The sequence below is a fragment of the Streptococcus sp. 2018162 genome (genome assembly GCF_019754175.1).
GTDB classification, from domain to species: domain Bacteria; phylum Bacillota; class Bacilli; order Lactobacillales; family Streptococcaceae; genus Streptococcus; species Streptococcus hashimotonensis.
Genome location: NZ_JAIJZP010000001.1, coordinates 1 through 12,157 on the forward strand (window position 1 = coordinate 1; position 12,157 = coordinate 12,157).

Annotated in this window: 16 protein-coding genes; 15 read left to right on the forward strand and 1 reads right to left on the reverse strand. The window is 43.2% G+C overall.

What is annotated here, in order from left to right:
• Positions 1–125: 125 nt before the first annotated feature.
• Positions 126–626, reverse strand: coding sequence for an NUDIX domain-containing protein (locus K5Q22_RS00005; protein WP_205013464.1), 501 nt, complete (start codon positions 624–626; stop codon positions 126–128).
• Positions 627–746: 120 nt separating this feature from the next.
• Between K5Q22_RS00005 and K5Q22_RS00010 the strand changes: the two genes are divergently transcribed.
• The 15 genes from K5Q22_RS00010 to K5Q22_RS00080 all read left to right on the forward strand — a co-directional run bounded on the left by K5Q22_RS00010 (position 747) and on the right by K5Q22_RS00080 (position 12,157).
• The gene (locus K5Q22_RS00010; RefSeq protein ID WP_205013463.1) at positions 747–1,622 is read left to right on the forward strand and encodes a VOC family protein; all 876 of its coding nucleotides are present in this window, start codon (positions 747–749) and stop codon (positions 1,620–1,622) included.
• A 105-nt stretch (positions 1,623–1,727) separates the two neighbouring features.
• Positions 1,728–2,255: a transcription repressor NadR gene (locus tag K5Q22_RS00015; RefSeq protein ID WP_014638731.1), complete on the forward strand. Its 528-nt coding sequence runs from the start codon at positions 1,728–1,730 to the stop codon at positions 2,253–2,255.
• A gap of 69 nt (positions 2,256–2,324) precedes the next feature.
• Entirely contained in the window at positions 2,325–2,873 is a 549-nt protein-coding gene (locus K5Q22_RS00020) for a hypothetical protein (protein WP_105139658.1), read from the forward strand.
• 192 nt (positions 2,874–3,065) lie between these two features.
• Complete coding sequence (locus K5Q22_RS00025; RefSeq protein ID WP_205013462.1) at positions 3,066–4,259, forward strand: argininosuccinate synthase; 1,194 nt, start codon at positions 3,066–3,068, stop codon at positions 4,257–4,259.
• Positions 4,260–4,272: 13 nt separating this feature from the next.
• Positions 4,273–5,667 carry an argininosuccinate lyase gene (argH, locus tag K5Q22_RS00030; protein ID WP_205013461.1) on the forward strand — a complete coding sequence of 465 codons (1,395 nt, stop codon included), beginning with the start codon at positions 4,273–4,275 and terminating at the stop codon, positions 5,665–5,667.
• Between the two features lie 70 nt (positions 5,668–5,737).
• Positions 5,738–6,097: a ribonuclease P protein component gene (rnpA, locus tag K5Q22_RS00035; RefSeq protein WP_004194560.1), complete on the forward strand. Its 360-nt coding sequence runs from the start codon at positions 5,738–5,740 to the stop codon at positions 6,095–6,097.
• Positions 6,081–6,893 (forward strand): YidC/Oxa1 family membrane protein insertase, encoded by an 813-nt coding sequence (locus tag K5Q22_RS00040; protein ID WP_029170980.1) that lies wholly within the window; start codon positions 6,081–6,083, stop codon positions 6,891–6,893. Before rnpA ends, K5Q22_RS00040 begins: the two co-directional genes overlap by 17 nt.
• 19 nt (positions 6,894–6,912) lie before the next feature.
• Positions 6,913–7,908, forward strand: a complete 996-nt coding sequence (gene jag, locus K5Q22_RS00045; RefSeq protein ID WP_013730624.1) for an RNA-binding cell elongation regulator Jag/EloR — start codon at positions 6,913–6,915, stop codon at positions 7,906–7,908.
• Between the two features lie 167 nt (positions 7,909–8,075).
• Positions 8,076–8,213 (forward strand): 50S ribosomal protein L34, encoded by a 138-nt coding sequence (rpmH, locus tag K5Q22_RS00050; RefSeq protein WP_002939016.1) that lies wholly within the window; start codon positions 8,076–8,078, stop codon positions 8,211–8,213.
• Positions 8,214–8,319: 106 nt separating this feature from the next.
• Entirely contained in the window at positions 8,320–9,102 is a 783-nt protein-coding gene (locus K5Q22_RS00055; RefSeq protein WP_205013460.1) for a TatD family hydrolase, read from the forward strand.
• Positions 9,086–9,655: a ribonuclease M5 gene (rnmV, locus tag K5Q22_RS00060; protein ID WP_205013459.1), complete on the forward strand. Its 570-nt coding sequence runs from the start codon at positions 9,086–9,088 to the stop codon at positions 9,653–9,655. The genes K5Q22_RS00055 and rnmV overlap by 17 nt, the downstream gene beginning before the upstream one ends.
• Complete coding sequence (locus K5Q22_RS00065; RefSeq protein ID WP_205013458.1) at positions 9,648–10,016, forward strand: hypothetical protein; 369 nt, start codon at positions 9,648–9,650, stop codon at positions 10,014–10,016. The genes rnmV and K5Q22_RS00065 overlap by 8 nt, the downstream gene beginning before the upstream one ends.
• Before the next feature lie 97 nt (positions 10,017–10,113).
• On the forward strand, positions 10,114–10,401 hold the full coding sequence (locus K5Q22_RS00070) for a toxin-antitoxin system antitoxin subunit (protein ID WP_205013457.1): 288 nt from the start codon (positions 10,114–10,116) through the stop codon (positions 10,399–10,401).
• Positions 10,391–10,720, forward strand: coding sequence for a type II toxin-antitoxin system RelE/ParE family toxin (locus K5Q22_RS00075; RefSeq protein WP_205013456.1), 330 nt, complete (start codon positions 10,391–10,393; stop codon positions 10,718–10,720). Before K5Q22_RS00070 ends, K5Q22_RS00075 begins: the two co-directional genes overlap by 11 nt.
• Before the next feature lie 33 nt (positions 10,721–10,753).
• Entirely contained in the window at positions 10,754–12,157 is a 1,404-nt protein-coding gene (locus K5Q22_RS00080) for an SseB family protein (protein WP_205013455.1), read from the forward strand.

A 12,157-nucleotide genomic window follows, 5' to 3' on the forward strand; every position in this document is an offset into this window, starting at 1 on the left:
GAGGCTAGTGACGAGTCAAAAGCAGTGAGGCTTGAACAAAGTGAAAGCCAGCGTCTTTAGGCGCTGGCTGGTGATGTGGGCTTACAGCCCTTGTTCAAACCACCCGTTTGACGGGTGGTCATGATTTAGCTTTCTAAAAACAACCTCTCCACATAGTCCTTCTGCCTTGGAATGACTAGCTCTGTTTCCAGGAAATCTTTCAGTTTTTCTTGCGGGACCCAGGTGTAGTGGCTGGTTTCGCAGGCTTGGAGTTGGATGGCAGATTTGTCCCAGTCGGTTTCAGCCCAGTAGCAGTGGAAGATACACTGGTCGTCATGGGCAACAAAGTGTGTATGGTGGCGGAGTTGGGTCGCTGTCAGTTCAATGCCTGTCTCCTCGCGGACTTCGCGTAAAATGGCCTGCTCTGCTATTTCCCCAAACAAAGCCGATCCTCCTGCTGTCGCTTCATAATAGTCAGGGTAGGAGGGCTTGGTGCTGTCGCGTTTCATGAAGAGGGTGCTACCGTCACGGTGGCGGACGATGCACTCGACGACTAGGTGGTAGAGGTCGTCGGGAATGGCTTCTCCGCGTAGGAGGGTGTGGTCGGTCAAGTGACCGTCGGCTGTGTAGGCGTTCCAAGTTTCCATTTCATTCTCCTGTCAATTTTGTAGTTATTCAGTATAGCACATCTATAAGTGCAAAGCAACATGTTTTGTTTTTGTACGGACAAGTGTTATACTGGGGCTACTAATTCAAAGGAGAAATCAATGCAAACCATAATCCCACATCTCTGGTACAATACAGAGGCAAAAGAAGCTGTAGAGTTCTATGTGGACCTTTTCGGCGGCAAGATTGACTGGACCTATACCATTACGGATACGCCTTCTGGCGACTCTGACTTGGTCCAATTCCAGCTGGGGGGCATGACTCTGGCAGCGATTAGTGCAGGGCCGTATTTTAAGCTCAACGAGTCTATGTCGCTCATGGTAAATGTAGCGAGTAAGGATGACGTAAGCCGTCTTTATGAGGCGCTATCAGACGGTGGTCGTGTGCTTATGCCATTGGCGGAATATCCCTTCAGCCCTTACTATGTCTGGCTGGAAGACCGCTTTGGTCTGTCTTGGAAGCTTTCGTATGAACCCGATTTGGATGTGCCCTATAGCTTCGACATCTGTCTGCTCTTCTCGCAGGACCAGGTCGGTTTAGCCCAACCTATGCTAGATTATTACAAGGATAAGCTGACTCAAGCTCGTCTTGGTCGCTTGTCTTACTATGGCGAAGGTGAGGCTGCGGTGGCTGCTGCCAAGTTGAATTATGCGGAGCTTTTCATCGGAGATCAAAAAATCATCGCTATGGACCACGGCTATGGCGGTGAGGCCTCTTTCAACGAAGCCTTCTCCTTCATGGTTTATGTAGATAGTCAGGAAGAAGCGGAGAGCTGGTATGAGAAGGTATCGGCAGTTCCAGAAGCGGAGATTTGCGGTTGGGCCAAGGATCAGTTTGGGATTTCCTGGCAAATTGTGCCGCGGATTTTGATGGAGGCATACGATACAGCAAGTCCAGAAAAGGTCAAGGCTGTGAATGCGACTGTGATGACCATGAAGCGTTTGGACATTGCGGCTATTCAAGCATTGCTAAACTAGCAGATGCTAACGGAGACTGTTCTGCAGTTTCCGTTTTTTGGTTGAGGAAAGGTTGATTTACAGGAATTTTGATATAATGGAAAAAAGTGTACGAAAGGAATGTGTATGAAAGCAACAGAACGACGTAAGAAAATCCTATCCCTTTTACGAGAAAGCCTCGATCCCCTTGCGGCTAATTATCTGGCGAAAGAATTTGGAGTGAGTCGGCAAGTAATTGTTGGAGATGTAGCCTTGCTTCGTGCGGAGGGAGAAGCTGTCTTGGCAACTCCGAGAGGGTACTTACTCCAATCTTCTTTGCCATCTACTGAAGGAGCCTACATTCGAAAGATAGCTTGTCAACATGGTCCAGAAGAGGTAGAAAAAGAATTGACAATCTTGCTAGAGGGTGGAGCTCAAATATTAGATGTTGAAATTGAGCATCCCATTTACGGCTTATTATCAGGCAAGCTGAATATTGCAAGTTTAGAAGATAGGGATCATTTTTTGGATGCCTTGGGTCAATACCAAGGTGTGTTACTGAGTAATTTAACAGAAGGAGTTCATACACATACAGTCTCTTTCCCATCTGTGCAAGCCTATAATGAACTTTCAGCAGCTTTAAAACATGCAGGTATTTTACTAGAAAATCAATAAATCTTACAGGTGTCTTGACACCTGTAAGATTTTGTTTTATAATCAAACCAATAGAAAGAGAGGTGCCTAATGTCCCAATTAACACGATCATCTAAAAATTCAGTTAAGCAGCTATCAATTAGTGCAATTTTAACCGCATTTGCCATTTTAATACCTTTAATGATGCCGATTAAAATCATTATTGGCCCAGCATCCTATACACTTGCTAGTCACATTCCTTTGTTTATAGCCATGTTTATTTCACCAGCTACTGCTATTTTTGTTGCTTTAGGTTCCAGTTTAGGCTTTTTCCTCGCAGGTTTTCCAATCGTTATTGTATTTCGAGCGCTTACGCATCTGTTCTTCCTTACCTTAGGTGCGGTCTTGGTCAAGCGTTTTCCGATTCTTATGGACTCTAAGCGCTTTTTACTATTAGGAATTGGGCTTAATCTCCTACATGGTCTAGGAGAATATATTGTGGTGATGGTACTTACGTCGGGGGAACAAACTTCTGCTACCTACTGGATAACGATGCTTGGCTTGGTGGGTGTTGGTTCGGCTATTCATGGATTGCTTGATTTTAGTTTAGCTTATTATTTCTGGAAAATGTTAAAAGAACGGAAAATTTATCAACCATAATCAGTTATGATGAGGAATATATTTTAGAAGCTGGAGAATATTCTCTAGCTTTTTTTGGAAATTTTTCTGGAAATGTACGATATTTATTCATTTTTTAAGAAAATTTGCATAAATATGTTGCAAAAAGTATAAATATACACTATAATAGTCACTAAGTTTTATTTGCTAATATATATAGAAATGAGAAAGTTTATGACAAAAGAAAAATTAATCTTAGCTTATTCAGGTGGTCTTGATACTTCAGTTGCAATTGCTTGGTTGAAGAAAGACTATGATGTCATTGCGGTTTGTATGGATGTTGGAGAGGGCAAGGACCTCAACTTTATTCATGATAAGGCCTTATCAATTGGTGCTATTGAGTCCCATGTATTGGATGTAAAAGAAGAATTCGCCCAAGAATATGTCCTACCAGCCCTACAAGCCCATGCCTACTATGAGCAAAAATATCCGCTGGTATCGGCTCTCAGCCGTCCTTTGATTTCTAAAAAGTTGGTGGAAATGGCTCATAAGACAGGAGCAACCACTATCGCTCACGGCTGTACTGGTAAGGGCAATGACCAGGTGCGGTTTGAGGTAGCCATTGCAGCCCTGGATCCAAGCTTGAAAGTCGTGGCTCCTGTCCGTGAATGGAAGTGGGCGCGTGAAGAGGAAATTATCTTCGCCAAGGAAAATGGTGTACCAGTCCCTGCTGACCTGGACAGTCCTTACTCGGTCGACCAAAACCTCTGGGGTCGTGCCAATGAGTGCGGAGTTTTAGAAAATCCATGGAATGAAGCGCCAGAAGATGCTTTTGGCATCACTACTTCTCCAGAAAATGCACCAGATACTCCTGAGTATGTGGATATTGAGTTTAAGGCAGGTGTTCCCGTTTCTGTAAATGGTGAAGAGTTAAGTCTGGCTAATCTCATTCAAAAACTCAATGTCATTGCTGGTAAGCATGGTGTGGGTCGGATTGACCACGTGGAAAATCGTTTAGTCGGAATCAAGTCACGTGAAATTTATGAGTGTCCAGGTGCTATTACCCTTCTGACAGCCCACAAGGAAATTGAAGATTTGACCTTGGTACGGGAAGTATCGCATTTCAAACCGATTGTTTCAAATGAACTCTCTAACTTGATTTACAATGGTTTGTGGTTCAATCCTGCAACAGATGCCTTGAAGGCCTATCTTGCTCAGACCCAGGCAGTTGTTAATGGCACCGCAAAAGTGAAATTGTATAAGGGATCAGCCAAAGTAGTTGCTCGGAAATCTCCAAATTCCCTTTATGATGAAGATTTGGCAACCTATACCAGTGCAGATACTTTTGACCAAGATGCAGCAGTTGGTTTCATCAAGCTTTGGGGATTACCAACCAAGGTCAATGCGGAAATTCATAAAAAGAGCTAGAAAGTAGGAGCTTATGGAAGCAAAGAAATTATGGGGAGGTCGCTTTGAAGCCAGTCTTGAGGAATGGGTTGAAGAATTCGGAGCCTCCATTCGCTTTGACCAAAAATTGGCCAAGTATGATATTCAAGGTTCACTGGCTCATGTACAGATGCTTGGAGCCACAGGGATTATCAAGCTTGAAGAAGCCCAGGCTATTCAAACTGGTCTGGAAGAATTGTTGGCAGACTACGAGGCTGGCAAGTTAGTGTTTGATATTCGAAACGAAGACATTCACATGAATATAGAAAGTCTATTGACGGAGAAAATAGGTCCAGTTGCAGGTAAACTCCACACAGCTCGTTCTCGTAACGATCAAGTAGCGACCGATATGCACCTCTATCTGAAGGATACCCTCTTTCAAGTGGTAGACAAATTGACCAACCTACGTCAGGTTTTAGTAGACCTTGCACAGGAGCATGTGGAAACAATCATGCCCGGCTATACCCACCTGCAACATGCCCAGCCTATCAGCTTTGCTCAGCACTTGTTGGCCTATTACAACATGTTCAGCCGAGACAGTGAGCGCTTTGCATTCAACATGCAGCATACAGATCTATCCCCACTTGGTGCGGCAGCCTTGGCAGGGACGACCTTTCCGATTGACCGTCAGATGACCTCTGATTTAATGGGATTTGCCAAGCCCTATAGTAATTCTCTTGATGCTGTGTCTGACCGTGATTTTATCCTGGAATTTCTGTCGAATGCCAGTATCCTCATGATGCACATGTCGCGTTTGTGTGAAGAAATCATTAACTGGTGTTCACATGAATACCAATTTGTCACCCTATCCGATACCTTTTCAACAGGTTCTTCCATCATGCCTCAGAAGAAAAATCCAGATATGGCTGAGCTGATTCGGGGGAAAACAGGTAGAGTATATGGGAACTTAGTTGGCCTACTGACAGTCATGAAATCCCTGCCTTTAACCTATAATAAGGACTTGCAGGAAGACAAGGAAGGCATGTTTGACACGGCAGAAACGATTTTAGTATCTATCGATATTTTGGCAGGGATGTTGCAATTGATGACGGTCCATAAGGAAAGGATGGCTCAATCAACAGAGAAGGATTTTTCAAATGCAACTGAATTAGCGGATTACTTGGCTAGTAAAGGTCTGCCCTTCCGCCAAGCGCATGAGATTGTTGGAAAACTGGTCTTGGAGTGTAGCAAGGCAGGATACTATCTCCAAGATGTATCGTTTGAGACCTATCAAGCTATTTCGCCTCTTATTCAAGCAGATATTTATGATGCCTTGTCCTCCAAAGTTGCTGTCAGTCGCAGAAATTCCCTTGGCGGGACAGGTTTTGAATCGATTACAGACCAGTTGAAAAGTGCCAAAGAGGAAATTCAGAACGCAAAAAGCCTATAAACGGTATGTTTATTGGCTTTTTTGAATTTTGTGGTATAATAGAAGTAATTTTGAAAGATGGAGTGGCAGTTTGAAAAAAAGCTATCGTGTCAAGCGTGAACGAGATTTTAATGACATTTTTACAAAAGGAAACAATGTCGCCAATCGGAGGTTTGTTGTCTACCGATTACCTAAAGAGCAGAAGCATTTCCGAGTAGGTTTATCTGTCAGCAAAAAATTGGGAAACGCTGTCATGCGAAATAAGATTAAGCGCAGGATTCGTCACATCTTAATTGAATGCCAACATCAACTGGTAGCAGATGACTTTGTTATCATTGCTCGAAAAGGTGTAGAGGAATTGTCCTATCAAGAAATGAAGCAAAACCTCATCCATGTTTTGAAACTAGCTAAACTATACCAGGAAGGTGTTGTGATTGAAAAAGAAAGTTAAATGGGCAGGTCTACTGGTAGTATCTCTAATTGTTTTAACAGCCTGCGGAACAGGGCCAGTGACCAGTCAATCTACAGATGCGTGGGATAGATTAATTTACTGGTTTGCCAGCATTATTCAGTTCCTATCTATCAACGGTCAAATTGGAATCGGTATTATACTTTTTACCATTTTAATTCGAACCCTTCTGTTGCCCTTGTTCCAAATACAGATGAATTCCTCACGGAAGATGCAGGAGCTTCAACCTCAGCTGAAAAAGTTGCAAGCGGAGTATCCGGGAACGGATATGGAAAGTCGCCAGCAGCTCTATGAAGCAACGCAAGCTCTTTACAAAGAGAATGGCGTCAGCATGAGGGCGTCCATGATTCCGCTCTTTATTCAAATGCCAATCCTTTTGGCCCTCTTTCAAGCTCTGACACGTGTTGAAGCCTTGAAAGTAGGTCACTTCCTTTGGTTAAATCTTGGGGAGCCGGATCCGTTCTTTATTTTGCCGATTCTGGCTGCAGTGTTTACATTCCTCAGCTCATGGTTGACCAATAAATCAGCAATTGAGAAGAATATGGCTATGACAATTATGACCTATGTCATGCCCGTGATAATCTTTTTCTTTGCTGTGGCAGCTGCTAGTGGGGTGGCTTTGTATTGGACGGTGTCAAATGCCTATCAGGTTGCTCAAACCTTGGTGTTCAATAATCCGTTTAAAATAATAGCAGAGCGTCAAGCGAAAATTGCTGCGGAAAAAGAACGTCAGGCAAAAATTCGACGGGCACAGAAAAAAGCACAGAAAAAGAAATAGGAAAACTAGGAGAGAGAAGATGAAATTTACAGGAGCAAGTGTTGAAGAGGCCATCCAGAATGGCTTGGTAGAGCTGAATATTCCTCGAAAAAAAGCACATATTACTGTGGTTGCGCGTGAGAAGAAAGGTTTCCTTGGTTTCGGTAAAAAGCCAGCGATTGTGGATATTGATGTTATCAATGAAACAACGGTTGTTAAGGCTAATCAGAAAGCAGTTCGTGGCGTTCCAAGTGAAATTAACGACCTCAATGAACCAGTAAAAAGCGTTTCAGAGGCTACGATTGACCTAGGAAAAGTTGTTGCAGCGGTGAAAGAATTTGAAAAGTCTGGTCAAACGCTTGATGATGATATTAAAGCGCAGATCTTGAAAAATGAAAAAGAAGCGACAACGATTTTGGAAGAAACAGGTCGGATTGAAATTCTTTCAGAAGATTTACTAACTACTACAGATGCAACAACATCTGCTAAGGAAGACGTAAATCAAGAAGTCGTCTCAGAAAATCAAGCAGATAATTTTGCTGATTTAGATATTAAGATTGAGCCCCAGTATGATATTGAACAAGTTGTTTCAGAAGTGACAGCTTATGTACAAGAAATTCTGGATGATATGGATGTTGAGGCGCGTATTGATACAAGTCATAATCGCCGTACAATCAATATTCAAGTGGATACCAATGAACCAGGTCGTGTTATCGGTTATCACGGAAAAGTCTTAAAGGCTTTGCAACTTTTGGCTCAGAACTTCTTATACAACCGTTATGAGCGTAATTTCTATATTACAATCAATGTGAATGATTATGTAGAACACCGCGCAGAGGTTCTTCAAGGCTACGCACAAAAATTGGCAGAACGTGTTTTGGCAGAGCAGGAAGCCTACCATACAGATCCGATGTCAAGTAGCGAACGTAAAATTATCCACCGCATTATCTCTAAAATGGACGGTTTGACAAGCTATTCAGAAGGTAGCGAGCCGAACCGATATGTCGTTGTAGATATTGAAGGGAATCATGATTAAAAAGAGGCTAGTCCTCTTTTTTCAATGATTTTCTGATTCTTTCCTAAAAGTATGGCAGAATAGCTTGACAAACGAACAGAATTTATATAAAATAGTTTGGTATGTTTAGTAACTGATCAAAACTAGCCGGCTAAACGAATACAAGAATCTAAGAGGAGGTATTCATCGTGAAACGTACTTTTCAACCAAGTAAAATCCGTCGCGCGCGTAAACACGGTTTCCGTAGCCGTATGGCAACTAAAAACGGCCGTCGCGTGTTAGCTGCTCGTCGCCGTAAGGGACGTAAAGTTCTTACAGTAGCATAAGAAGATGAAAAGAGAAGCCAGCAGAAACTCGAGTCTGCTGGTTTTTTTCTTCTCATAAGAATCTTCCGAAATATGTTACAATAGTAGGAAAGAAAGTGATGGAACGATGATACAAATTTTTGACACCCACACCCACCTCAACGTAGAGCAGTTTGACGGTCGGGTCCAAGAAGAATTAGATTTTGCCAAGGAAATGGGGGTCACCCTCCACAATGTGGTCGGTTTTGACCGAGCAACCATTGACAAGGCTATGGAGCTTGCTGACCAGCACCCTGAAATTTATCTGACACTGGGCTGGCATCCGACAGAGGCTGGCACCTATGATGAGGAAGTAGAAAGCTACTTGCTAGAGGCACTCAAACATCCTAAGGTCATTGCCCTGGGGGAGATTGGGCTGGACTACTACTGGATGACGGCGGATAAGGATACTCAGGCTCGTGTTTTCAAGCGACAGATGGATTTGGCCAAGCAGTTGGATCTGCCCTTCGTGGTTCATACTCGTGATGCCTTAGAAGATACTTACCAGATCATCAAGGAAGTCGGCGTCGGTCCGCGCGGAGGCATCATGCATTCCTTCTCTGGTACGCTAGAGGAGGCTCAGGCCTTCATGGACTTGGGTATGCACATCTCCTTCTCGGGAGTGGTGACCTTCAAGAAAGCCGTCGAACTTCAGGAAGCGGCGCAAGCATTGCCCCTAGAAAAAATCCTAGTCGAGACGGATGCGCCCTACCTGGCCCCAGTTCCTAAGCGTGGTCGGGAAAATCGCACCGGCTACACCAGATATGTGGTGGATATGCTGGCCCAGCTTCGCAACCAGTCGGTCGAAGAAGTGGCGAAAGCGACCTACGAGAATGCAAGGAGCCTGTTCAGAATTGACTCAGAAAATTAAGATACAAGAAGTCCTCGTTGTTGAGGGCAAGGACGACACGGCAAACTTGAAACGGTTTTACGAGGTGGATACCTACGAAACCAGAGGCTCTGCCATATCAGACGATGACTTGGAACGCATCGAGAAACTCCATGACCTGCGTGGCGTTATTGTCTTTACTGACCCAGACTACAATGGGGAGCGGATTCGGAAGATGATTATGCAAGCCATTCCCACGGTCAAACACGCCTTCTTACAGCGGGACGAGGCTCGGCCCCAGTCCAAAACAAAAGGGCGGTCCTTGGGTATTGAGCACGCCAACTTTGAGGACTTGGAAAAAGCCCTCGCAGGCGTGCGTGGTTACTACGATGATGAAAATAACTTTGACATCGCCAAGTCCGATCTGATGCGCCTAGGGCTCCTTATGGGCGGCGACAGTCGCAAGCGGAGGGAATATCTGGGAGAGAAGCTGCGCATCGGCTATTGCAACGGCAAGCAACTGCTCAAACGCTTGGAGCTGTTTGGGATTGGTCTGGCGGAAGTTGAGGAGGCAATGGAGAGCTATCATGGATAGGGTCTACGCTGTTAAGTGCTTGGTCAAAAACGAGTTTGAACCTTCTTATGAAAATTATTCATCTTATGAAGAAGTGACCTACTTGCTGCCGGCTAATGTCCTTGTTTGGGAGGATGAGCAGGTTGATAAGGACAAACTAGCAGACTATTTGCGTGGTCTAGTTAAAGATGACTATGTCAATGCGGATGGTATTTGGAAGCAGAGCCGTTTGTTTCATATTGCCGGTGTGCAAGAAATGGACGACAGGGTAGAGTTTGATGGCCCAGCCGTGGAAGTCTATCGCTGGTTTTACAATTTTGAACGTCTAGTTACTGAGGAAGAATTTTTGAATCTCTATTATTTTGATGATTTGGGGAGATAAACAATCTAGAGCGGAAATGTTACTATTTCTGCTTTTTTGAAGATTGCTACTGACATCTATTCGTGTTACAATATAGACAACTAGGAGGTAGACTAGATTGATAACTATAAAGAAGGATGCCCAAGTAAATTTTAAAACTGATTCTAGACTTTTAGAAAAAGCCAAGGAAGTATTTGCTATGAACCAGCTGGATTTGACTGCTGGTTTTAACCTCTTCTTGCAAAACATTGCTGTAAAAAATGAGTTGCCCATTCTGACAGAAGAAGAGTTGGAAAGAGAAGAGTTGTTTTTACAGTTACAGAAGGAAATCCAGGAAAATCAGAAGGCAATTGAGGCAGGTCAAGGGATCAGCCTAGAAAGCGTCAAAGAGAAGTATGGAATTTGAGTCATATTCAGTGATACTTGCTCCAGCAGTGGAGAAGGAATTGGCAGATATTTACGCCTATTTTTCGGAACAGTTCTCAGAAGAAATTGCCAAAAGACGAATTGGGATGATTGTCGAAGCATTGGAGAGTTTGCAAATTTTTCCTGAACGTGGTTTTAACGCCGATAACCGTTTTGGTAAGCAGATAGACCCGCCACATCTAACCCGAGGCTATGTCATTGGAAAAGACTACATTGCCCTCTATCGCATGGTGAAAAATGAAGTTCGAGTGGGCCATCTTTTTGCGACCAAGAGTGATTATGTAAAGTTATTGAAGTGAGAAACATAAACTAATGAAAGATGGGAGAGTGCGGTGGGATTATTTGGTTTTTTTAAAAAGAATAAAGATGAGATGACAGAAGTGACAACAGCTCCCCAGCAGCCAGTTGCTTTTGGTGTAGAAGCGGTCTTTAACTCGCAAGGTTCTGGGGAAGTCATTTTATCTGGTCAGGCTTATGGTACAATAAAGGTGGGTGATAGGCTTACTTTTGTTAAGGGAGGTAGGGATTATGTTGCAACGGTTAAGGAAATTGAGCAATCTCAAACTGCAATGCAAGTCTTGACCAATCAAAAAGGTAGTCTAAGAGTAATTCTGACTGATAACGAACTTGCAAAAGTAGGACTAGTCCTATATAATTCTGCTGCTAGCTCTGATTTTAAAGAAGAAGCTTATCTTAGAGCGTTAGCAGATGGTTTTATTGGATTTCAAAATGTAATTTTAAAAAACGAAGATATTCAGAAAGCTAGCTTATCTGATGTTGCTGAGTTAGTGGGGCTGTTTATTAATTATTGTAGGAAAAATGACAAAGCCTTTTCTGCAGAGGAAACTGAGGAAAATCAGCAAAAAATTCAGGTGCTAAGAGGTATCGTCAAGGATAAACTTTTAGCAGCTGACAGGATTTATATTCTCCAATCGACTAGGACTGGAGAAGCCCAACTCTACTCTGAAACCTTCCGAAGAGAAGATGGTTCATTCCTTTGTACGGACCCGTTGATACAGATTGTGGATGAGGAACGCTATAACTATGTAATGGAGAAATTAACAGAAGCTAAGCGGACGGATGTGACTTTGCGAAAGGTCGAAAAAGGGGAAGATGGTGAAGGAATTACCAACGCTTTAGGGACTGAATTTTACCTAAATGGAGCACTCGGGGTTTTTATTGAATCCAAAGATACAGTAGTCTGGGCGAAAGAGTTGGTTCCAAAACCCGATTTTAGTGGAATTCCAGAAATTCAAGTACCAGTAACCAATCCCAATATAGTCCGTTGGTTGCTCCTGATGGGGCAGATGGGGAAACCTGAGACGAAAGATGAAGAATTGGTTTACGGGCTTTATTATGGATTTTTGTCCAGAGAAATACCAAGGGCTACCTTCCTCATTCCCATGCAGCATGATAAACATTTTTTAGAGAGATTAGATGGGAAAGAGGAGTCTACCTTTAAACAAGGGTCGAAGTTTAATCTTCCGACTAGAAAAGGGAAAGAGAATCGGGAGGCTATCTCAATCTTTACAGATTGGAAGCGTCTGAGGATGGTCTTTGATGAAAAGTGGAGTGGTATGATTGAACCTGCTGGAAATATGATTTCAATCTTTGACTACATTATCAATGGAACTCAGTATCATGAAGCTGGTTGTTATGTTAGTCAAGAATCTTTCGAGACCATGAAAAAAGTGAGCAAAAAGTTTGATGATTGCCACGTAGAAGATGGAGAATAA

Excerpts from the sequence above, each read along its gene's own strand:
- K5Q22_RS00065 (WP_205013458.1), top strand. The coding sequence starts at position 9,648 with ATGGATAGGGTCTACGCTGTTAAGTGCTTGGTCAAAAACGAGTTTGAA.
- K5Q22_RS00055 (WP_205013460.1), top strand. The coding sequence starts at position 8,320 with ATGATACAAATTTTTGACACCCACACCCACCTCAACGTAGAGCAGTTT.
- K5Q22_RS00075 (WP_205013456.1), top strand. The coding sequence starts at position 10,391 with ATGGAATTTGAGTCATATTCAGTGATACTTGCTCCAGCAGTGGAGAAG.
- jag (WP_013730624.1), top strand. The coding sequence starts at position 6,913 with ATGAAATTTACAGGAGCAAGTGTTGAAGAGGCCATCCAGAATGGCTTG.
- argH (WP_205013461.1), top strand. The coding sequence starts at position 4,273 with ATGGAAGCAAAGAAATTATGGGGAGGTCGCTTTGAAGCCAGTCTTGAG.
- K5Q22_RS00020 (WP_105139658.1), top strand. The coding sequence starts at position 2,325 with ATGTCCCAATTAACACGATCATCTAAAAATTCAGTTAAGCAGCTATCA.
- K5Q22_RS00010 (WP_205013463.1), top strand. The coding sequence starts at position 747 with ATGCAAACCATAATCCCACATCTCTGGTACAATACAGAGGCAAAAGAA.
- K5Q22_RS00015 (WP_014638731.1), top strand. The coding sequence starts at position 1,728 with ATGAAAGCAACAGAACGACGTAAGAAAATCCTATCCCTTTTACGAGAA.
- K5Q22_RS00025 (WP_205013462.1), top strand. The coding sequence starts at position 3,066 with ATGACAAAAGAAAAATTAATCTTAGCTTATTCAGGTGGTCTTGATACT.
- K5Q22_RS00005 (WP_205013464.1), bottom strand. The coding sequence starts at position 626 with ATGGAAACTTGGAACGCCTACACAGCCGACGGTCACTTGACCGACCAC.